The sequence below is a fragment of the Chryseobacterium sp. HNCC26DJ238 genome (assembly GCF_057180465.1).
In genome coordinates this window covers 1-21,506 of the sequence record NZ_JBXUGI010000008.1, presented here as the reverse complement: position 1 = coordinate 21,506, position 21,506 = coordinate 1, and the positions used below count along the sequence as shown (strand labels likewise).

Below are 21,506 nucleotides of genomic sequence, written 5' to 3'. Positions count from 1 at the left end.
TTGTCTGAAATTTTTTACTTTACAGCAGATTTATTTGATCAGGTTTAAAAAAACTAGTGAGCAGCTGATTTAGAAAAGAAATTGATAACAATTACTCCCAGAATAATCAGGACGATTCCCAAAACTGCCGGCAGATCAAGATTTTGTTTAAAAATAAAAACAGAGACCAATGCGGTAAGAATAATTCCTAAACCTGCCCAGCTGGCGTAGGCAATCCCTAAAGGAATAGATTTTATTGCGATCGAAAAAGTATAGAAACAGATGATCAGTGCGATAATACTGATGACCGAAGGAACTAATCTGGTAAATCCTTCAGATGCTTTTAAAAAACTTGATCCAATAACTTCAAATACTATTGCTGCAGCCAAATATAAATATTTCATTTTTTAATGTATGATTGTAAAATTACGATGTTTGAAATTGTTTTTTGAGATGCATCAAAACTTATCTGTTATTTCTATAACAGTTTCCCTTCCTCATTGAGAATCTCTTTACCTTTTTCTTCTATAGACAGATTTATTTCAGGAGTTTCTTCTGATCCGATTATAAACCTGTTAACAATATACGTATAGTTTCCTTTTCTAAATGTAAAGGTATGGTTGCCTCCGCTGCCACTGAACTGTAAGTCTCCGTTGCTGAGAATAAGATCAGGCTTTGAAGATTGTATTCCTTCCTTTTTCCATGATGAGTATCTGTACTTTCCGCTTTCCAGTTTATCAATTCTTATCAGGTAATGCTTCGTCCTGAAGAGATATTGAGGGTTTTTGAATGATTTTAAAGACCGGTGAAGATTATTTCTCTGTTCTTCAATTATTTTTAAACGCAGTTCCCGTTCGCTTTCACTCTGATGATTCAAAGCAATTATTTTTCCTTCGCTATCGATCCAGAGCGTTCCGTGATTAAACATGATACCACGCCAGCCTGCTTCAGACCAATCTGAAATTTCAGATTCAGAAATATTATTCATCATACTTTGATCAAACAGGTCATTGAATCTTTTTTCAAATTCCCGCTCATTTTTAATATCCGGTATTGGATATTCCCTCGTTAAAGGATATCTGACAATTTTTGAAATGGCCTGTATATTTTTTTTCTGAAATAAAGTAATGATGTTCTGAATATTTTCATTTTCAGAAGAATCTGATTCTTTACTTTGCGCAGAAATGAAGCAGTTAAAAATTAAGAACAGGATGACCGGTTTTTGTTTCATCTGAGATCTTAGAATAAGTGGGTTAAAAAATCGCAATAAAAGCCTTCTCCTGAAAAAAGACAGCTGATATATAAACAGGGGATGAGAAAAAGCAGAAGAAAAGGAATGTCTGTCACTGCAATCTTATACTCTTTCCGGACCAGTCTGATAATGAAATCAATAAGAAATATAATAAAAAGAAAAAACAATATGGAAGCAAGCAAAACAGCCATCCCTAATCCTACATCAGTCGGATGCTCTTTGTGACGGTTTTCTTCAAATGCCCATATTGAAAAAAGATAAAGCGCAGTCAGAGGAATTACAACAATTAAAATCCTTATCAATACATGTTTAATTAGTTTCATAGACGGTGGTGCTTCATTCAAAATTAATCATTTTTTTCACAAACACTGGAAAAAAAGTAAGCCTTATCATAACCGACCTTTGTTTTGGCTACAATATTCTTTGATTCGGACCCATTTGTAAATTTTTCATTTCACAACTTTGCATGGTAATCATTAATCAATTTAAAATTATTAAAATGGACACAAAAAAAGTATGGTTCGTGACAGGGGCATCAAAAGGTTTAGGATTAACTTTAGTAAAAAAATTACTGGCAGAAGGGCATTGTGTGAGTGCAACTTCGAGAAAAATTTCAGAACTGCAGAAAGCTATCGGTGAAGAAGACTCTGCTTTCCTTCCCCTTCAGGTAGACCTGGTCAATGAAGAATCTGTTGCTGAAGCTATTTCAGAAACCATAGCAAAATTCGGAAAACTGGATGTTGTGGTTAACAATGCAGGATACGGACAGTTAGGAACTTTGGAAGAACTGACCGACCTGGAAAGCCGGAGAAATTTTGACATCAATGTTTTCGGTTCACTGAATGTCATCAGAAAATCGATGCCTTATTTCAGAGCTCAGAAAAGCGGATCAGTCATTAATATCGCATCCATAGGCGGTCTTTCCGGAGAGTTTGCAGGATGGGGTGTATACTGTGCTACCAAATTTGCCGTTGTAGGTTTTACAGAGGCTCTGGCAGCAGAAGTAAAAGAATTTGGAATACATGCAACGGTGGTTTATCCCGGATATTTCAGAACTGATTTTCTGACCGGAGGTTCACTCGGAACTCCTGAAAACGAAATTGAAGAATACACTGCAGCAAGGCAGCTTCAGGCAGCGCACGAAAAAGACATCAACGGAAATCAGCCAGGAGACCCTGAAAAAGCAGCCCTGGCTTTAACAGAACTGGCAGCAATGGAAAATCCTCCCGTACATCTTGTTTTAGGATCTGATGCATTTCAGATGGCAGGAAAAAAACTGACTGCACTTCAAAGCGAAATTTCTGATTTTAAAACTTTAAGTATATCCACAGATTATTAAATTTGTAAAGGCAACAGTTTTTTTGCTGTTGCCTTTTTTAAAATTATGACTGACAGAAAATTATACACCATCAATACGGTGTCTGAGTTCCATGCAATTTCGGGATTGCCTAAACCTCAGCATCCGCTGATCAGCCTTGTAGATTACAGTCTGGTAGAATATCAGATTGATGAACCGGAAATCAGCTGGGTACAGAACCTGTATTTCATCGGATTAAAAAGATACCTGCAGGGAAAATTTCACTACGGACAGGGTCCTTACGATTTTGATGAAGGGCTGGTTTCATTTATTGCCCCCAGACAGGTTGTCCGGTTAAATATCAGCAAACCCAAAATAAAACCATCAGGTTATGTCCTTGCCTTTCATCCGGATTTTATCTGGAACACTCCTTTGGCCAGGACTATTCATCATTATCAGTTTTTTGGATATGATGTGAATGAAGCTTTGTTCCTTTCAGAAAAAGAAGAACAGATACTGATGGGAATCTTCAGGAGTATTGAACAGGAATACCAGTCCGGAATAGATCAGTTTACCCAAAGCATTATTATTTCTCAGATTGAAGTTCTTTTAAATTACTGTGAACGTTTTTATCAACGGCAGTTCATTACCCGGAAGAAAACAAATCATCACATTTTAGAAAAACTCGAGATCTTTCTGGAAGACTATTTTATAAGTGAAAAGATCATTAATACCGGACTTCCGACTGCACAAAAAGTTGCTGAAGAGATGAATGTTTCAGCCAATTATCTAAGCAGCCTGCTTAAAACGCTAACCGGACAGACAACCCAGCAGCATATTCATGGAAAACTGATTGAAAAAGCTAAAGAAAAACTTTCTACAACTGATCTTTCTGTGAGTGAAATTGCTTATGAATTGGGTTTTGAGCATTCACAGTCTTTCAGTAAGCTGTTTAAGGCAAAAACAGAAGTTTCGCCTTTGGAATTCAGAAAATCATTTAATTAAATTTTTCGGCTACAGGAAAATACTTTTTGGCTACAGGAGTGCATCTGGAAAATCTGACCTTTGCTTCATAAAACAACATCAAAATGAAAGTATTTGTTACAGGCGCTACAGGATTCGTAGGAACTGCCGTAGTACAGGAATTATTAGCCAACGGTCATCAGGTTTTGGGATTGGCAAGATCAGAAGAATCAGTAAATAAACTCATTGCAGCCGGAGCAGAAGCACACCGGGGAGATTTAAATGATTTTGAAAGCCTGAAATCCGGAGCTTCTGCTTCAGATGCGGTGATCCATCTGGGGTTTGTCCATGATTTTACAAGGTTTGAGGAAATGTGTCACCTTGATGGAAAAGTAATCAACACCATCGGAGAAGCTTTATCGGGAACCGACAAGCCTTTTCTCATTACTTCAGGAACTGCACTTTTTTCAAAAAACGGAATTACAACTGAAAAAGATCTTTCGGCTAATAACCCGCATCCGAGAATAGCAACAGAAAATGCTGCTGATGCTGCGGCGAAAAAAGGAGTGAAGGTTGCCGTTATAAGGCTTTCACCATCCGTTCATGGCAAAGGTGATATCATTGGTTTTGTTCCTACCCTGATCAATATCGCAAAAGAGAAAGGGATATCTGCTGTGATTGATCAGGGCAATAATTTCTGGCCGGCAGTTCACCGTCTGGACGCTGCGAAATTATACCGTCTGGCTCTGGAGAAACCCTTTGAAAGCGGCACACGGTACCACGCCGTTGCGGAACAGGGAATTCCTTTCAGAGATATTGCTGAGGCAATTGCTGAAAGACTGCATATTCCGGTTGTGTCGCTGACAGATCATGAGGCCACAGAACATTTCGGATGGTTTGCCCATTTTGCAAAGCTCGACAACAGGACTTCGAGCGAAGATACCATGACAGCTTTATACTGGAATCCAAAACATTCCACTTTAATGGAAGATTTACAGAAGGACGTTTACCTGCCGATACAATAATTAATATCAACGGCTTTAGTCCATGCTTAATTTTCGCTCATGCAGCAGGCTCTAAATGATTTTCAATGTTTTTAAATTGATTTTTGAATCAGCATTGATTATTATATTGACTAAATTTGATTCAATATTCATGATCACAAACTTAAAATAATGTCGGAAAATAATCCTCTGAGAATAAAAACCATTTCTCAATTCCACACGTTGCGGGGATTGCCTGCACCTAAGCATCCGCTGATCAGTGTGATTAATTTTGAAGACATGGCAACGACTCCGGAAAGTGGTAAACAGAGTTTGCTGTTTGATTTTTTTATGATTTCTGTCAAACGGGATATGAATCATAAATACAGATACGGTCAGCAGGATTATGATTTTGATGAAGGCGTCCTGTTTTGTATGGCGCCTCATCAACTTCTGACCATCATGAGAGAAGAAAATGCTAAAAATCCTACAGGATGGTCACTTTTGATTCATCCGGATTTTTTATGGAATACGCCAATTGCAACTGCAATCAAAAAGTATGAATTCTTTGATTATTCTGTTAATGAGGCTTTGTTTTTATCAGGAGATGAAGAAATAAAAGTTCAGCAAATCATTGAAAATATTAAGCAGGAATATCAGACCAACGTTGATCAGTTCAGTCAGAACATTATTATTTCCCAGCTCGAAACGTTATTGAATTATTCAGAACGATTTTATCAGCGACAGTTCATTACCCGTCAAAAAGCACATCATCAGTTTTTGGAAAAATTAGAAATCTTGCTTGATGACTATTTAAAAAAAGATGATTTTAATATAAAAGGACTGCCGACGGTTCAATATCTTTCTGCTGAACTTAATATGTCACCACAGTATATGCGCAGTATGCTGAAGTCATTAACCGGGCAAACCACGCAACAACTTATTCACGAAAAGCTGATTGAAAAAGCCAAAGAAAAATTATCTGCAACTGACCTTTCAGTAAGTGAAATCGCTTATGAACTCGGTTTTGAACATTCACAGTCTTTCAGTAAATTTTTTAAGGCTAAAACTGATATTTCACCTCTGGAATTCAGGAAATTATTTAACTGAGAGCTGCAAATGATATAATTTTATTTTTTGTAGTAATCAGTTACTTTTCAGCCATTGACCAACAGTATCAATAAATATATGCTGCTGATCAACAAATAGGTAATGGGAACAGTTTTCGATGATTTTAAAATTCTTTCCAGTGACTGTTTTCCGAATGTCATTCATTTGCTGATCAGAAAATATACCGTCCTGCTGACCGTAAATGGCAAATAATTTTACTTGCTTTCTGAGTTTTTTCAAGATTGTTTTTGTATCAATATTATTTTTGATTTCATTTTTGTAAAATACATTTGAAGCCTGAGAATTTCGTATATTATTTTTATAGAAATCACTCTTCTCATAAATTTTCCGCAGATGATCAGCCTGTCTTGTCGGAAAAGGCATTTTAAAATAATTATTCTGATCAGCCAGGTCAAAACACTGTTTTCTGTAAGCGGCAGAGTTTTTATCCAGATGTTCAATATTAATAATTTTAGAAAGCATCAAGCTGTCATTATTCTTTTTATAGATTGCTTTTGTTGTACTTATAATATGATCATAAGTTTCCTGCTGTGAAAATAATGCTCCGGCCAGGATCAAAGCACTTACTTTTTGAGGATTTTGGTCGGCAAAAATTGTTCCCACTAAACCTCCAAAACTATGAGCAATCAGGTTTGCTTTTGTGATATGGTAAAGTGTGTAAATTTCTTCCAGGTCTTTAATGGCTTCATTATAAGTAAATGTTGCGGTGCTGTCTGCAGAACGTCCCTCACCACGACGGTCATAGGCTATAACGTAAAAACCTTTGTCAGCTAACTTCTGTGCCGTTGTCGCTTCAAAGAGGGTAGAGTTACCTCCCGGCCCGCCGTGAATAAAGATGACTGGAGAATCTGTACTTTTTCCATACGCTTTAGAATATAAAGACAGGCTTTGAGCGTTGACAATACCTGTTATAACAGTTGAAAGAAGAAGTATAATTTTAGTCACTACGCAAATATTTATTAAAACCGAATATACATTATAATTTTTGTTAACAGGAAATGATAAAACTAAAAACTCAGGAAGTTTTTAGTTTTATCATCCGTCAGATTATTGTTAATCCTTATCTTTACTAAGAATTCCACGATACAATATTCAAATTTAACTTCACAATCAGGTGCAAAATCTTTCACGTATCTCAAAAACCGTAGTCTGGCTTATGGCTGTTATTTCCGGACTTGTGGTTGCCAATAATTATTATAACCAGCCACTTTTAGGACTTATCTCCAAGGATTTCGATATTTCAGAGACCGCAGCAGGAAAAATTTCTGTTCTTACCCAGTTGGGATACGCTTGCGGATTATTGCTGATCGTACCTTTAGGCGACAAGTTTTTGCGCAAAAAACTGATTCTGATCGATTTGATCTTGGTTTTTGCGGCACTGTTGTGGATGACATTTGCCACTGATTTGTGGATGCTGTATGCAGCGAGTTTACTTATAGGAATCACCTCTGTAATCCCCCAGCTGTTTGTACCGATAGCCGCTGAATTATCTTCTGAAGAAGAAAAATCCGGAAATATAGGATTGGTAGTTTCCGGTTTATTACTGGGGATTTTACTGTCAAGATTTGTAGGTGGAATTGTCGGTGAACTCTGGGGATGGCGTACGATGTATGGCATTGCTGCAGGACTGATGCTTCTGGTATGGCTCTTTGTCTACAAAATGCTTCCTGTATTACAACCGAACTTTAAAGGGACTTACCTTGAACTGATGAGGTCCGTCCTCCATTTGGCAAAAACCCAGCCTGTTCTGCAGCTTGCCTCTTTCCGTGGAGCGATGGCCTTCGGGTCGATGTGTGCACTGTTTACTACTTTGGTTTTCCACATGGAAAGACCTCCGTTTGAAGTCGGAGCTTCGGTGGTGGGAAGTTTTGGCCTCGCCGGAGCGGTTGGTGCTTTAGCTGCTGCAAAAGTTGGGAAACTTCAGGCAGCAATCAGTTTAAACCGCATTATATTGTATGCACTACTGATTCTGATTGGCAGCTGGGGATTTACCTATTTTGCAGGAAACACCTATTGGGGATTGATTGTTGGTGTGATATTGATTGATCTGGGTGTGCAGTCGAGCCATATTATGAATCAGACGAATTATTTTTTACTCAAAACGACCGCTGTTAACCGTTTAAACACCGTTTACATGGTGTCTTACTTCATCGGTGGATCACTTGGAACATGGCTTGCATCTTTAGCCTGGGAATATGCACAGTGGAATGGAGTTTGTCTTGTCGGAGTCATTATGGGATCATTGGCATTGGCTGCACATTTGATTTTCAGTAAAAAAGTGAGTGCTTGAGGATAGGCAGTTTATTATAAATATCTTTGTAATCAACAATCAGCGAAAAGTTTCCTGCGGATCTTTATGAATTTTTTCTCCGGCATTAAAAATCTATAGTAATCAGAGGAAACCGTGGGCGAAAGTTATCCCTCACATCCGACTGATTTTTATAAACTTTAATTTTCTTTTACAGATTGACTGTGAATTAATTCTCTGTGTTTTCTGCCCCATTGATCTAGCTGCTTCCAGATCGGAATTAGTTCTTCAGCAATTTCTGTAAGTTCATAATCAACCCTTGGAGGAACTTCTGCATAGACCGTTCTTTTTACCAATCCTTCTTTTTCCATTTCTCTTAATTGAAGGGTAAGCATTCTTTCTGTGATTCCGGCTATTTTTCTGCGGATTTCACTGAAGCGTAATTTTCCGTGCTCTAATTTACAGAGTATTAAAAGTTTCCATCTTCCGCCAATTTTACATACGGCATAGGTAAGATCACATTCCTGTGTAATGTATTGCTCGTTAATACTATTCGTCGAATTTTCCTTTCTGGTTCCCATTACTTACAAATTTGTTAGTACCAGACAATTAGCTGTGTACTGTGCAAATTTAAGTCTTCGGATTAATTTTGTGGTATTAAAAAACAGAAACATGCAGAAAATCAGTATTCATCCTAAAAAGAAAGCATATACAGAACTAATACCCAATATCACAGAATTTAAAAAATAAAATTTAACAATGAAAAAGTACGCCTACATTAGATGTCTAGGATTTATCGCAGTAATCACAACAGAATTCGGAGTCATCGGAATTTTACCTCAAATTGCTGAACATTATAAAATAAGCATTGATAAAGCAGGGTATTTATTAAGTGCTTTTGCATTAATTATTGCACTTACAGGTCCCTTTATGACTTTGCTTACCTCAGGATTTGACCGCAAAAAAATAATGCTAACGTCTATTTCTGTTTTTTTGGTTACCGGAATTATTTCGTCGTTGTCTCCACCGTTTTGGTTGCTGATGTTCGTACGAATACTTCCTGCATTTCTACAACCCGTTTACATTGCAACTGCATTGTCTGTTGCCATATCAAAGGTTGATAAAAAACATGAAAACCAAATGATGAGTATCGTTTTCAGTGGAGTTGCTATTGCCATGGTGACCACTGTGCCGTTTGCGACATGGCTGTCTGGTATATCATCTTGGGAATCATCGTTTATTGTTCAGACCGGCGTAAGTATAATTGCTCTTGTCATCATTTATTTTTCACTGCCGTCATTACCTGTGAAAGAGAAAAAATCATACTCCAGTCAATTAAAGATATTATCACAACCTACTTTTATTGTCAGCACCGCCATGAATTTTTTTATGATTACCGCTTGGTTTTCTACGTACAGCTATTTTGCAGATTATCTGAATAAGGCAAAAGGAATGGATACAGTTAGGGTGAGTTATATGCTTTTCGTGTTCGGGATCATTGGCGTATTTGCTAACTGGATAGCCGGGAAGATGTTAAGCAGAAATATCGCCAATACTACCGCATTGTTTCTTTCCGGAACAATCATTCTACCTGTATTGTTGTACTTTTCAGGAGAAAATCTTACAGCTAATATCATTGTCATTGGGATATGGGGATTTCTGTATTCCCCGAGTTTTCTGAATGCATCAACCTATATGATCTCATCCGTTCCCGGATCAATGGAATTCGCAAACAGTCTGGCAACATCATTTGGAAATTTGGGAGTGACCCTGGGTACAACCTTAGGCGGATGGATGATTATTTCCTATGGTGTTGAGTACAATCCCTGGATAGGTTTTGTTTTCGGAATACTTGCTCTGTTAATGATTTTTATAAGAAAAGCAATAGAACGAAATCAGAAATTACCGTATTTATACCAAGAATAATTCGTGATATTTTTTTTACAATGAAAGAGATCCGCTAACTTTGACAGAATAATTATGGTATTAAAAATTTAAATAAGATGAAAATAGAAATCTGGTCAGACGTGATGTGTCCGTTTTGCTATATAGGAAAAAAGAATTTTGAGCACGCACTTGAAAAACTCCCTTTCAAAGAAGAAGTGGAAGTAGAGTGGAAGAGTTTCCAGCTTGATCCCACTTTAGAACCATCAGAAACAAAAACTACTGCTGAATATTTCAGGGAAAAGAAAGGTTTTCCTGAAGAGCAGGCTAAGCAGATGACAGCACAGGTTATCCAGATGGGTAAAGCTTCAGGCATCGATTTTAATTTTGAACAAGCATTGATCACCAATACTTTTCCTGCGCACAAGCTGCTTCATTTAGCAAAAAAGCACGGAAAGTCTTCAGAGATGGAAGAAGAGCTGTTCAAAGCTCATTTTCTGAATGGGGAAAATATCGGAAATATTGAGGTCCTGTCTGATTTAGCTCAAAATATAGGGGTCTCAAAAGAAGAGGCCATACAGACTTTACGCTCTGATGAATTTGATGATCATGTCAGTCAGGATATCCTGGAGGCCCGTAATAATGGTGTTTCAGGAGTTCCTTTTTTTATTTTAAACGGAAAATATTCAGTTTCAGGAGCACAGCCTTCGCAGGTATTTGAAGAGGCTTTAACGCAGACCTATAATGAAACAGTAAAACCTTTTAAAGGTTCCGGCAGTACTGACTTGTCCTGTGATACCGACGGCTGCAGTATTTAATCCAATATTTTTTTAATCGAAAATGATAAAAATAAACGAAGAAACAACGTTTGCCGTTGAGGATACTGTTTTCGTTTTTGCTTTAGAATCTGAAGCGGGAGATGCTTTTGATCATACCCAAAAACTGATTACCGGAATCGGAAAAGTAAATTCAGCTGTTGCACTGACAAAAGAAATTGCAGGGAAAAAACCAAAACTGATTGTCAATCTGGGTTCCGCTGGCGGAGTGGGTTTTCGAAAAGGGGAAATCATCTGCTGCACTCAGTTTATCCAGCGGGATATGGATGCCCGCGGTCTTGGTTTCAGAAAATTTGAGACCCCGTTATCCGGTATTCCGATCATTCTTGAAAACGGTTTGAAAATGAGTAAGGTTGAGGAGGGAACCTGCGGCAGCGGCGACAGTTTTGAAATGAATCATATCAATACAGAATATAACGTTATCGATATGGAAGCATACCCGCTTGCTCTTATTGCTTTGCAGGAAAATATTCCATTTCTATGCTTAAAATATATATCCGATGATGCGGGAAGTGATGCTGCAGATGATTGGGCTGTGCAGGTTCATTTGGCTTCTGAAGCTTTCAGGAAGCTTTTATTTGCATAAAATAGGGTTAGAGTTTCTTTCAGAATAAAATGATCAATTAATTCAGATTTTTATATTCCAAAGGAGAAACTCCGACTTTTTGCTTAAAAAGTCTTGTAAAATGCTGAGGATATTTAAACCCCAAATCATAGGCTACCTGGCTGATTGATTTGTCAGCGTCAAATATCCTTTCTTTTGCTACATCAATCACTTTTGACTGAATATATTCCTGTGCCGATTTTCCGGTTTCCTTTTTGATCAGATCACCAAAATAATTAGCCGATAAATGCAGCTCATCTGCACACCATGCAACAGATGGTAAGCCAATATTGTGAGGTTTATCTGATGAAAAATAATCATTCATCAGTTCTTCAAATTTTTCCAGTATCCCCCTGTTTGCATTATCTCTCGTGATAAACTGCCGGTCATAGAAACGGATGCAGTAATTCAGAAACAGTTCGATATTGGAAGTAATCAGCATTTTGCTGTGTTTATCTATTGACTGCTGTAATTCATGAGAGATTTTATCAAAACATTCTCTAACCAGTTTTTTTTCCTTATCAGAAAGATGGAGTGCTTCACTGGTGTGATAAGAGAAGAAACCAAATTCAGACATCCTTTTTCCCAGAGGAGTATTCACGAGAAGATCAGGATGAAAAGCCAGCGCTAAACCCGTTGGCTGGTAAATCTCATCGCTTACAACTTCAACGACCTGTCCCGGGGCAAAAAAAACAAGAGTTCCATCCTGATAATCATACGTATTGTTACCATATCTCAAATCTCCGCATTGGGTCTGTTTCAAAACAATACAATAAACATTAAAAGTCATTTTATGAGATGTTCTGGGATCAGATTTTGAAAGATCCACTACGCTGACCAACGGATGTAAAGTCTCATTTTTATTGAACTGACTGTAGTCATTTACTGTACTGAAATTTACAACTCGATCCATATTCTTTTTAATTGTGAACAAAATTAGACATTACCTGTCAATGATGAGTAAAAATTGAATCAAATCAGTAATAATGGTAAGAAGATCCGTAATCTGTATCATACACCTTCAATTTTCCATTTTTTTAAATGATACCGAGTGACTGAATTTTCTATTTCCAGATAATGGAATCATGTCTGGCTTTATATCCGCTTGATGCAGTCGAGTTTTTATTCAGAACAAACGGATAAAAATAAGATCAGTAAAAATGGTAAGCAATGCAGTAATCGGTATAAGAGAATCCATAAGCAATCGTCGGACATTTGTATTGTCATATCAGTCATATCACAACGTGGTTTTGAACTCAATAAAATTATTGAAAAATGGGAAAGAGGATATGATGGCTACTGCAACATTGGATGCCAGACAGAGCGCTTTTTTTGATCACCGTGATCCTTCTTTTGTGAAGTGGTTGGGTGAAAGATAAAATGAGTTTTAAATATTTAATTGAACATGAAAACTTTAAGTACAGACGATGATCAGTCAGAAATTCTGGTGATAACGCGTCAGCTCACACAGTTAATGATTAAAAAAAATACTGACGGAATCAGTGAAATTTTGGGTCATGATTTTACGCTGACCCATATTACGGGTTATATACAGTCTAAAAATGAATGGTTGTCAGAAATAAAAAACGAAAGTATGAAATACTATTCCTGCACGGAGGTGAAAACATCAGTGGAGATAACGAACTGTCATGCTACTTTTGTGGGACAGAATCTTCTGGATGCCCAAATCTGGGGAACACGAAATACCTGGAGACTGCAGCAGACTATGGAACTGGAAAAACAAAATGGAAAATGGATCATACTGAAATCTGTTGCCCAAATATTTTAATTAAAATAATCATATTTAAAAATAAAAAAATGAAAACAAGAACATTAGGAAACCAGGGACTCGAAGTTTCCGAATTAGGACTGGGATGTATGGGGCTAAGCTTCGGGTACGGAAAACCTACAGAAAAGCAGGAAGCTCTTTCATTGATAAGATCAGCTTATGAAAATGGGATTACATTTTTTGATACGGCCGAATGTTATGGACCATTTACCAACGAAGCGTTGGTAGGAGAAGCTTTAAAACCTATCCGTAAGAATGTTTTTATTGCTACAAAATTTGGTTTTCAGGATGGAGATTCAACCAAAGGTCTTGACAGCAGCCCAGAAAGAATAAGAAAAGTGGTTGAAGATTCTCTGAAGAGACTGCAGACAGATTATATCGATTTGTTTTATCAGCACAGGGTTGATCCGAATGTACCCATAGAAGAGGTTGCAGGAACAGTAAAAGATATGATTACTGAAGGTAAAGTAAAATATTTCGGTTTATCGGAAGCAGGTGTTGAAACCATCAGAAAAGCTCATGCTGTACAGCCGGTTACTGCTTTACAAAGTGAATATTCGTTGTTTTTCCGGGATGCTGAAAAAGAAATCATCCCTGTTCTGGAAGAACTTGAAATTGGTTTTGTACCGTTCAGTCCTTTAGGAAAAGGTTTTTTGACCGGAGCAATTAATGAAAATACCCGATTCGAGAAAGATGATTTCAGAAATATTGTTCCAAGATTTTCGGAAGAAAACAGGAAAGCCAATCAGACTTTGGTAGATTTATTGACAGTAGTTGCCGCTGAGAAAGATGCAACTCCTGCTCAGGTTGCTCTGGCATGGCTGCTGGCTCAAAAACCTTTTATAGCTCCTATCCCGGGAACAACAAAATTGCACCGTCTGAAGGAAAATACGGGTGCTGTCTCTGTTGAACTGTCTTCTGTAGATTTATCAAAAATCAGAAAATCTTTAGAGGCGATCAAAATTGCAGGAGAACGGTATCCACAGCACTTGCAGAGTAGAGTTGGAAAATAAGATGAGATTACTTCAGGGAATTTAATTTTCATTCACCACAAAACAGTTTATAAGGATAATGCAGCCGGAATTTGATGTGATCAGGAAGGGAACATGCGGTAAAATAGGGGAGTTTTCGAGATGTCTTTAATACGATAGGAAACACAGTAATCCTTTTCTTTAATTACTCTTTTTGCTTTTGAGAAGTATGAGCTAAAAAGAACCTGATAAATCAACAGAGTATGGTGCAAAGAAAAAACTGTGCTAATGATCCTTTTTCAATATTAAAAAAATTGAAGACCGTTGTAAACAGTCGGAGTGAGGACTCCGGCTATTTTTATTGTTGCAAAAATTAACATAGTTTTGCGTTTGGATCCACGTACATTATTAATTTTACAGTTAAATATTTTCAAAATAAAGACAGGAAATGGAACAATTAATTACAGAAATCGAGCAGGAACTTGATTGCGGTCTGAAGGTCTACCTGCATATCAAAGAATTAACTCTGATAACTTTTCCTGATGATTCAGATTTTTTTTTTGTAGATGATGAATTCTGGGAAACTCAACGGGAGAAATTGAAAGGCGATCCTGTACATTATATAGAAATTGAAAAATGGGATTCCTCATATTCTTTCAGATTAATGTCTTCCTTTACAGAAAATATGGATGATCATCCGGTCCTGAAAGCTCAATTATCAGAAGCTTTAACAAAACCAAAACCATTTAAAAATTTTAAATCTATTCTGGATGATTATGATCAGAATCTTGAAGAATGGTACTCATTTAAATCATCACAACAGAAAGAATTCGTAAAAGATCAATTGATCGCATTAAAGATCACAGTTTAATCTTTTATACATAGCTTATTTTTTATTTTTTTCTATATTTTGTGACTTATTGGATACATAAAGACAGAAAATTTACATCATTAAAAACCTTGAATTTTTTGTTTCCTGTGGTACCGGTAAATCAATTAAATTTCACTAATTTTAAGAAATGAAGTGGACGAAGGAACAAGAAAATATTATCAATTCTACAGGAAATATTAAAATAAATGCGGTGGCCGGTTCGGGCAAAACAACGACCATTATTGAATATGCAGGAGCAAGACCTTCAGACAGCAGAATCCTGTATCTGGCTTTCAATAAGTCTGTAAAACTGGAAGCTGCCAGAAAATTCAAAGAAAAAGGACTTCATAATGTTACGGTAGAAACCGCACATTCCCTGGCTTACAAACATATTGTTTATCAAAATAATTATAAAATCAGGGCTCAGGGATATAAAACCAACGAAATTGCAGAACTTTTAAACCTGCAGGGAAACGAAGAAAAACATACCGAATATATTATTGCCAATCATATCAGTAAATTCATCACGTATTTCTGCAACAGTGATAAAATTAAAGTTCAGGATCTTAATTATCTGGATACGGTTACAGATCCGAATGCGATAATTTTTGTCACGACATTTTATCAATATATCCTGTTACAGACGAGATTGCTGCTCAGTAAGATGGATAAAGGGGAAATTGAAATTACCCATGATTTTTATCTTAAAAAATTTCAGATTTCCAATCCGCAGCTCCCTTTTGATTATATTCTTTTTGATGAGGGGCAGGATGCTTCTCCGGCAATGCTTGAAGTTTTCTTTAAACAGAATGCTGTCAAAGTGATTGTAGGTGATACCCATCAGCAGATTTACGGGTGGCGTTTTGCCGTTAATTCTCTGGAAAAAGCTGATTTTGAGACTCATCATCTTTCTGCAAGTTTCCGTTTCAGTCAGGATATTGCAAATCTTGCGATGGAAGTTTTAAAATATAAAAAATACATCAATGATGATACAATCATTTCTATCAGTGGAAATGGAAAAGAGGGCGAAATAAAAACGAAAGCCGTTCTTGCAAGAACCAATCTCGGACTCCTTTTAAAAGCCATAGAATATGTTACGGATAAAAAGAACGTTAAACATATCTATTTTGAGGGAAATATTAATTCTTACACGTATGCCGATGAAGGTGCATCACTGTATGATGTTTTAAATTTAAAAAATGATAAGCGGACTTTTATCAAAGATAAACTTATTAAAGCAATGAAAAACCTCAAAGAACTGGAAGATTATATCGGAAAAACGGAAGATCTTCAGCTGGGCATGATGGTTGAAATTGTAAAAGAGTATGGCAATAAGATACCCGGTATTATCAAAACCATTAAAGAGAAGCATGTTGATGGTGATGATAAAGAAAAAGCAGAAATGATTTTTTCAACGGTTCACCGCTGTAAAGGAATGGAGTATGATCGTGTGATTTTGGCAAATGATTTCATATCTGAAGAGACTCTGGAAAAACTGGAAAAGGAAAAAAAACGGGAAGTCAATACGGCAAAATTGAATGAAGAAATCAATTTGCTGTATGTTGCAGTCACCCGGACTAAGAGCAAAATCCATATTCCTGAATCATTAATGCCGACTGCTTTTCCTGAATCTGCACAAATTCAGATTATTAAAAATATCACTGAAGATAAGAAAAGCGGAAAATCATACTTGCCGGATAAAGTGAGGGAAGAACACAAAAGTGCCCATCAACCCTGGACTCCAAAACTTGATGCAGAACTTAGCAAGATGTTTTCTGAAGGTATCGGTGCAAAAGATCTCGCGAAACATTTCGGTCGTACAAAGAGTTCAATTGCTGCAAGAATCAGAAAGCTTGAACTGGATGATTTTTATTTGTAGTGATATCTGTCAATAATAAAAACCAGTACATTTTACATTCTTAAAAGACCAGGAAAATCGTCCGTACAGATAAGAATATCAGGATCAATGATTATTTCTGTTTTTCGGAATCGGATTTCCGAGAAGACATTTCAGATTTTATTTTATCTCTGTGCTGCATTCCCCATTTTGTCATTGCTCCTACAACTTCTTCCAACGTGTGACTGTAGGGGAGAAGTTCATAAGTTATGCTTACAGGGTAACCGGTTTCTACATTTTTGCAGATAAATCCATTCATTTCCAATTCTTTCAATTCACTCGAAAGCACTCGTGCTGAAATTCCGGTAACCTGTCTCTGAATTTCGGTAAATCTTTTATTTCCTCTTGCCATAGCAATAATGATCATCAGTTTCCATTTACCTCCTATGGCATATAATGCATCCGAAACTGCCATTAAAACTTTATGGCAATCGTCAGTAAATGCCTTGTTATCTATTTGATTTTCTTTTGATTCTGCCATAGCTATTATTTTTGTTAGTCACTAACCTTTAGGTAACAACTAATAAATTGTAATCAAATATACTATAATTTTGTCATGTGATAATCAAAAGAAATTCTGTTATAACAAAAATATTATGAAAATAATTCATTCAAAAATGAGAAAAACATTGATCTTTATTCTTACTGTTCTGGTCACAGTGATGGTAATCCTTAGTGGTTTGATGAAAGCAATTCATCTGCCATGGTCAGTAGAAGGACTGGCTAAATTTAATCTCCCGAATTCAGCGACAGCTTTAGGTTTAATGGAGATGATATTCATTATTTTATTTGTTTTCCCAAAAACAATGCGTATTGGTTTTCTTCTAATCAGCTGTTATTTTGCAGGCGCAATGGCAACAGAGCTTTCCCATGACGGATCAATTCTCAATCCCTTAATTCCGCTTGTGCTTATTTGGATCACCGCTTTTTTACGTGATCGTTCTCTGTTTTCAGGTACAAAAATGATAACTGACTACTAATTGAAACTGAAAAATTAAATAATTAATTCAAACAATAGAAAAATGACATTAGAAATTTTAAAAACAAAAGAAGAGTTGAGAAAACTGATTGATGACTATGCTTACTTAGGTGACGAATGGAAAATCTCTGAAGTAATGAATTTATTTACTCCGGATTTGACCTATAAAGTATATATGGGTGGAAACTTAGTTGGCAATACCTCAGGAAGAGATACCATGGAAAAAGAGTTCAGTGGTCACGCGGCAAAGGTGAAAAAGTATTTTACACTAAACGGGCAGCACACAGTGAAAATTGATGGTGATAAGGCATCCGGTACATCTTACAGTCAGATAAAAATGATTAGAGAAGAGGAGGGAAGAGATGTTTTAACGGATTACAGTGTGAAATATGATGACCAGTATATTTTTCAAAACGGGAAGTGGTTTATTAAAGAACGTATAGCTTATTTCATTATTGTTGAATCAAGAGCGCTTTCTTAGTCATGAAAATAAAATATCCTAAAGCCTGACAACAGAATCCAGGAATAATTACAAGTAGTGAAATCCCATTCAACATTTTGTCGAATGGGATTTCACTACTTTATTTTAGGATGAATTAGATTCTAAACCCTCCGGAAACTTCTATTCTTTGTGCATTAATCCATTTGGATTCATCAGAACAAAGGAATGCAACGACATTTCCGATATCATCCGGAACACCAACTCTTCCGAGCGCTGTTTCAGAAGCCAGATGTTTATTCATGTCTGGCGTATCACGAACTACACCACCTCCAAAATCTGTTTCAATTGCACCGGGAGCAATAGAATTGACCCTGATTTTCCTGTTTCCCAATTCTAACGCCTGATATTTCGATAATGAATCAACAGCTGCCTTCATTGCCCCGTAAGCGGAATATCCTGGAAAAGAAAATCTTGCAAGACCGGAAGAGGTATTCACAATACTGCTTCCGTCTTTTAATAAAGGCAATAATTTTTGAGTCAAAAAGTAAGGTCCTTTGAAATGGATATTCGTCATTGCGTCCAGGATCTCTTCAGTTGTGGTTTCAAAGCTTTGATTGATACCGATTCCTGCATTATTAACCAATGCATCCAGTTTTGCAGAATCGAACTGAGTGTCCAGTATATTTTTTACATCATGTGCAAATTGGTCAAAACCTGCTGTCGTTGAAATATCTAGAGGCAGTGCGAAAGCTCTTTGCCCAATGCTTTCAATTTCTTTCACAACATCGTCTGCCGCTTCTTTTTTGGTTTGATAGGTAAGAATAATGTCAAATCCTTTTTTTGCCAGGGCTATAACTGAATCTTTTCCCAAGCCACGGCTTGCGCCGGTTACTAATCCTATTTTACTTGTCATTTTTTTACTGTTTTAATTAACAGTACAAAGTTGAAAAATCAGCGCATCAGTACATTTGCATAAATCAAATGAAAGTTTATAAAAATCAAACAATTAATAATTCTCTGAAATGCTGCGGAGACTGCCTGCTGTATTTTTTAAAGAAATTGGAAAAATGAGCGACTTCTTCAAAACCTAGTGTAAAAGCAATTTCTGAAATATTCCACTGCGTCTGGGTAAGCAGTATTTTAGATTCCTGAAAAATTCTGCTTCTGATGATTTCTCCCGTTGTTTTCCCTGTAGTTTCTTTTAAAACTCTGTTCAGATGATTTACATGAACGCCTAAAATCCCGGCAAAATCTGCTGGTGTTTTCAATTGCAGAAGCTGGCTGATATTTTCGATAGGAAACTGTCTCTCCAACAATTCAATGAACAGGGATGTGGTTCTTGATGCTGCAGTTTTGTTATTCTCAATAGGAAGAATAGGCGTTAATTTCTGACCAAAATGTATCAATTCCATTAAGTAATTACGCAATAAATCATATTTATAAACATACTCAGACTGTATTTCTTCATACATTTTAAGGAAAACTTCTTCAAATTTTTGAAACTGTTCTGTTGATATCTGATAAACAAAGTCGCTTTGTGGAGAGAAAACTCCAAGATTATCTAACTCAAATCCTGTTTTGGAAGCAGGTAAAAAATCTTTGGTAAATACACAGAAATGTCCCGACTGTTCTGTACACAGATGCGTGTAATTGTAAGGTATTTTTGGAGAGGCAAATAAAACTGCACAATCTTCAATATGTACGGTTTTGTCAGCATATTCCACCTTATTCTTGCCGTTAATAAGACTTATTTTGTAATAGGTTCTCCTGTTGTAAGGCATTCCTGTTTTTGCTGTGCAGTTTTTAGAGATTTCTGAAATGTCAAAAACATTGAAATGACCAACGTCCTTATGAATATTGTCATTCAGAAATTGACTGATATCAGGACAGCTTTCACCTAAAATATCCTGATAAAATTCTTTGATGGTGATAGAATTCATTCTGTTTGTAAAAATCAAATATAGTATTAAAAAATAATTTTATACAGACTTTTCCGTAGATATATTTTTTTAATTTTTTACCGATGTAGCAATCTTTATTCTGTATCCTGGAAATTTAATAAGTCATTGGTATACTTCAGGAATAGGAGAACATACTGAGTAATTTTTATTTGAATGTGCAAATTTTAGCGTATGTAACAGAAATTTCACCAAAAACCGATACCGCTTGCTACAAATGAAAATAAGAATTCCAGGTATTTTAGTCAATTTGTAATTCCGAATGCATTGAATGTAAATCTGTACAATTTCTAACGTAGATTTTGAAATGTCAGTAATCACCGGAATTAGATTTCAGCCGTTAAAAATAAAATATCAGATTGTGAGTAATTGTAATTACAAATTTTCACATTAGTTCGTACAGAAGATTTTACTGATGTCTTAGAATATTCAACTGTCAAAATTATATAAAACAGTACAATGAGATTTGGAATCTATACTGATAAGCTGTAGAAGGCTACAATTCAGTTTTTCAGAATATGTATTTTTATGCTGCATTTCAATCAGATACAATTCCTGAAAAATTTATAAGTTAACATAATATAAATTATAAGACTTTTTAAAATATAGAATTATTTAACAATCTACTTACTGAATTTAAAGCAGTAAAATATATAATTATTATTAAGCACGAGCTGGAAGCTCGCGCTAACATGATGTATTAAAAAAGACTTATACTATAAATAAATGCTGGCGCGAGCTTCCAGCTCGTGCCAGCATTTATTTATTTAATTATCTATTAATATCAATCTGCAAAACTCCATCAAAATCTGTATAATAGTTTTTTGCACTGCTGTATTTCCAGTCCCAAGGTTCTGTTACAAAACCACCTTTAACAGGGTTTTGATGAACGTAATTGAGCTTTTGCTCAAATACTTTTAGCGACCATAATTCTATAGGATGATTGTTTTGCTGCCAGAATTGATATTCAGTAACATTCGAATTTTTGCTGCCTGCTTTTTTAAACATATAAAGCATCCATTCTCTTCTGCTTTCCCGATAATTTTCCTTAATTGTTTTAAGTAATTTTCTTGAAGTGAATCCTTTAAAATCTCTGATAAGTTCTGAAGGCTGTCCTGTACCAGAACGGAATATTAGATGGATGTGATTAGGCATAATGCAGTAACCAAAAATGATCATTCCTTTATTTTTTCTGCAGTAATCCAGAGAATCTATGATAATGTCAAAATAAACTTTTCTTGTAAAGACATCGATCCAGAAAACAGTTGCAAAGCTGATAAAATAGGCACCATCCTTTTCATGGAATTTATATTTTCTGCTCATTGTGTTTTGTTTAAAATAAAAATACAAATTCTAATTTAAAAACCAAAATACCGGCGCAGACAACCTGCTCATCATTACTGCATCTGCTTGTGCTAATAA

At 36.1% G+C, this 21,506-nt stretch carries 24 protein-coding genes; 14 read left to right on the top strand and 10 right to left on the bottom strand.

All coding sequences use genetic code 11. The annotated features are described in order from the left end of the window. Nucleotides 1-53: 53 nt before the first annotated feature. The 3 genes from AC2A07_RS09055 to AC2A07_RS09045 all read right to left on the bottom strand — a co-directional run bounded on the left by AC2A07_RS09055 (nucleotide 54) and on the right by AC2A07_RS09045 (nucleotide 1,554). The gene (locus AC2A07_RS09055; protein ID WP_314491115.1) at nucleotides 54-383 is read right to left on the bottom strand and encodes an SMR family transporter; all 330 of its coding nucleotides are present in this window, start codon (nucleotides 381-383) and stop codon (nucleotides 54-56) included. 74 nt (nucleotides 384-457) lie between these two features. Next, nucleotides 458-1,210, bottom strand: coding sequence for a hypothetical protein (locus AC2A07_RS09050; protein WP_484050131.1), 753 nt, complete (start codon nucleotides 1,208-1,210; stop codon nucleotides 458-460). Nucleotides 1,211-1,218: 8 nt separating this feature from the next. Next, nucleotides 1,219-1,554 carry a hypothetical protein gene (locus AC2A07_RS09045; protein ID WP_484050130.1) on the bottom strand — a complete coding sequence of 112 codons (336 nt, stop codon included), beginning with the start codon at nucleotides 1,552-1,554 and terminating at the stop codon, nucleotides 1,219-1,221. A gap of 176 nt (nucleotides 1,555-1,730) precedes the next feature. On the opposite strand from AC2A07_RS09045, the gene AC2A07_RS09040 reads away from it, so the two are divergent. The 4 genes from AC2A07_RS09040 (at nucleotide 1,731) to AC2A07_RS09025 (ending at nucleotide 5,584) form a co-directional block, all read left to right on the top strand. Then, on the top strand, nucleotides 1,731-2,570 hold the full coding sequence (locus AC2A07_RS09040) for an SDR family NAD(P)-dependent oxidoreductase (RefSeq protein WP_484050129.1): 840 nt from the start codon (nucleotides 1,731-1,733) through the stop codon (nucleotides 2,568-2,570). Between the two features lie 45 nt (nucleotides 2,571-2,615). Then, nucleotides 2,616-3,533 (top strand): helix-turn-helix domain-containing protein, encoded by a 918-nt coding sequence (locus AC2A07_RS09035; protein ID WP_484050128.1) that lies wholly within the window; start codon nucleotides 2,616-2,618, stop codon nucleotides 3,531-3,533. A gap of 83 nt (nucleotides 3,534-3,616) precedes the next feature. After that, nucleotides 3,617-4,516 carry an SDR family oxidoreductase gene (locus tag AC2A07_RS09030; protein WP_484050127.1) on the top strand — a complete coding sequence of 300 codons (900 nt, stop codon included), beginning with the start codon at nucleotides 3,617-3,619 and terminating at the stop codon, nucleotides 4,514-4,516. Between the two features lie 150 nt (nucleotides 4,517-4,666). Next, complete coding sequence (locus tag AC2A07_RS09025; RefSeq protein WP_484050126.1) at nucleotides 4,667-5,584, top strand: helix-turn-helix domain-containing protein; 918 nt, start codon at nucleotides 4,667-4,669, stop codon at nucleotides 5,582-5,584. 36 nt (nucleotides 5,585-5,620) lie between these two features. Here the strand turns inward: AC2A07_RS09025 and AC2A07_RS09020 are convergent, their stop codons facing one another. After that, complete coding sequence (locus tag AC2A07_RS09020) at nucleotides 5,621-6,550, bottom strand: alpha/beta fold hydrolase (protein WP_484050125.1); 930 nt, start codon at nucleotides 6,548-6,550, stop codon at nucleotides 5,621-5,623. A 211-nt stretch (nucleotides 6,551-6,761) separates the two neighbouring features. Here AC2A07_RS09020 and AC2A07_RS09015 point away from each other — a divergent pair, with 211 nt between their 5' ends. Continuing rightward, nucleotides 6,762-7,895 (top strand): MFS transporter, encoded by a 1,134-nt coding sequence (locus AC2A07_RS09015; RefSeq protein ID WP_484050124.1) that lies wholly within the window; start codon nucleotides 6,762-6,764, stop codon nucleotides 7,893-7,895. 158 nt (nucleotides 7,896-8,053) lie between these two features. Here AC2A07_RS09015 and AC2A07_RS09010 read toward each other — a convergent pair whose 3' ends face one another. After that, entirely contained in the window at nucleotides 8,054-8,434 is a 381-nt protein-coding gene (locus AC2A07_RS09010; RefSeq protein WP_314491095.1) for a helix-turn-helix domain-containing protein, read from the bottom strand. A gap of 178 nt (nucleotides 8,435-8,612) precedes the next feature. Here AC2A07_RS09010 and AC2A07_RS09005 point away from each other — a divergent pair, with 178 nt between their 5' ends. From AC2A07_RS09005 to AC2A07_RS08995, 3 genes are all read left to right on the top strand, one after another. Further along, complete coding sequence (locus tag AC2A07_RS09005; RefSeq protein ID WP_484050123.1) at nucleotides 8,613-9,779, top strand: MFS transporter; 1,167 nt, start codon at nucleotides 8,613-8,615, stop codon at nucleotides 9,777-9,779. A 77-nt stretch (nucleotides 9,780-9,856) separates the two neighbouring features. Further along, nucleotides 9,857-10,555, top strand: a complete 699-nt coding sequence (locus AC2A07_RS09000) for a DsbA family oxidoreductase (protein ID WP_314491089.1) — start codon at nucleotides 9,857-9,859, stop codon at nucleotides 10,553-10,555. Between the two features lie 22 nt (nucleotides 10,556-10,577). After that, entirely contained in the window at nucleotides 10,578-11,159 is a 582-nt protein-coding gene (locus AC2A07_RS08995) for a 5'-methylthioadenosine/S-adenosylhomocysteine nucleosidase family protein (RefSeq protein WP_484050122.1), read from the top strand. A gap of 37 nt (nucleotides 11,160-11,196) precedes the next feature. On the opposite strand, the gene AC2A07_RS08990 is transcribed toward AC2A07_RS08995, so the two are convergent. After that, nucleotides 11,197-12,090, bottom strand: a complete 894-nt coding sequence (locus AC2A07_RS08990) for a helix-turn-helix domain-containing protein (RefSeq protein WP_484050121.1) — start codon at nucleotides 12,088-12,090, stop codon at nucleotides 11,197-11,199. Between the two features lie 492 nt (nucleotides 12,091-12,582). On the opposite strand from AC2A07_RS08990, the gene AC2A07_RS08985 reads away from it, so the two are divergent. From AC2A07_RS08985 to AC2A07_RS08970, 4 genes are all read left to right on the top strand, one after another. Continuing rightward, on the top strand, nucleotides 12,583-12,966 hold the full coding sequence (locus AC2A07_RS08985) for a nuclear transport factor 2 family protein (protein ID WP_484050120.1): 384 nt from the start codon (nucleotides 12,583-12,585) through the stop codon (nucleotides 12,964-12,966). Between the two features lie 29 nt (nucleotides 12,967-12,995). Beyond that, nucleotides 12,996-13,979: an aldo/keto reductase gene (locus tag AC2A07_RS08980; protein WP_484050119.1), complete on the top strand. Its 984-nt coding sequence runs from the start codon at nucleotides 12,996-12,998 to the stop codon at nucleotides 13,977-13,979. Between the two features lie 406 nt (nucleotides 13,980-14,385). Beyond that, complete coding sequence (locus AC2A07_RS08975) at nucleotides 14,386-14,808, top strand: UPF0158 family protein (protein WP_484050118.1); 423 nt, start codon at nucleotides 14,386-14,388, stop codon at nucleotides 14,806-14,808. 148 nt (nucleotides 14,809-14,956) lie between these two features. Beyond that, nucleotides 14,957-16,687, top strand: a complete 1,731-nt coding sequence (locus AC2A07_RS08970; RefSeq protein ID WP_484050117.1) for a UvrD-helicase domain-containing protein — start codon at nucleotides 14,957-14,959, stop codon at nucleotides 16,685-16,687. A 91-nt stretch (nucleotides 16,688-16,778) separates the two neighbouring features. Here AC2A07_RS08970 and AC2A07_RS08965 read toward each other — a convergent pair whose 3' ends face one another. Continuing rightward, nucleotides 16,779-17,186 (bottom strand): winged helix-turn-helix transcriptional regulator, encoded by a 408-nt coding sequence (locus tag AC2A07_RS08965; RefSeq protein ID WP_484050116.1) that lies wholly within the window; start codon nucleotides 17,184-17,186, stop codon nucleotides 16,779-16,781. Nucleotides 17,187-17,301: 115 nt separating this feature from the next. Between AC2A07_RS08965 and AC2A07_RS08960 the strand changes: the two genes are divergently transcribed. Together AC2A07_RS08960 and AC2A07_RS08955 are read left to right on the top strand one after the other, a co-directional pair. Further along, entirely contained in the window at nucleotides 17,302-17,685 is a 384-nt protein-coding gene (locus tag AC2A07_RS08960) for a DoxX family protein (protein WP_484050115.1), read from the top strand. Between the two features lie 42 nt (nucleotides 17,686-17,727). After that, entirely contained in the window at nucleotides 17,728-18,165 is a 438-nt protein-coding gene (locus AC2A07_RS08955) for a nuclear transport factor 2 family protein (protein ID WP_484050114.1), read from the top strand. A gap of 115 nt (nucleotides 18,166-18,280) precedes the next feature. On the opposite strand, the gene AC2A07_RS08950 is transcribed toward AC2A07_RS08955, so the two are convergent. From AC2A07_RS08950 to AC2A07_RS08940, 3 genes are all read right to left on the bottom strand, one after another. Continuing rightward, nucleotides 18,281-19,039: an SDR family NAD(P)-dependent oxidoreductase gene (locus AC2A07_RS08950; RefSeq protein WP_484050113.1), complete on the bottom strand. Its 759-nt coding sequence runs from the start codon at nucleotides 19,037-19,039 to the stop codon at nucleotides 18,281-18,283. Nucleotides 19,040-19,124: 85 nt separating this feature from the next. Further along, entirely contained in the window at nucleotides 19,125-20,066 is a 942-nt protein-coding gene (locus AC2A07_RS08945) for a helix-turn-helix domain-containing protein (RefSeq protein WP_484050112.1), read from the bottom strand. Between the two features lie 789 nt (nucleotides 20,067-20,855). After that, a complete protein-coding gene (locus AC2A07_RS08940; protein ID WP_484050111.1) occupies nucleotides 20,856-21,407 on the bottom strand; it encodes an REP-associated tyrosine transposase in 552 nt (183 codons plus the stop codon). Between the last annotated feature and the right edge of the window lie 99 nt (nucleotides 21,408-21,506).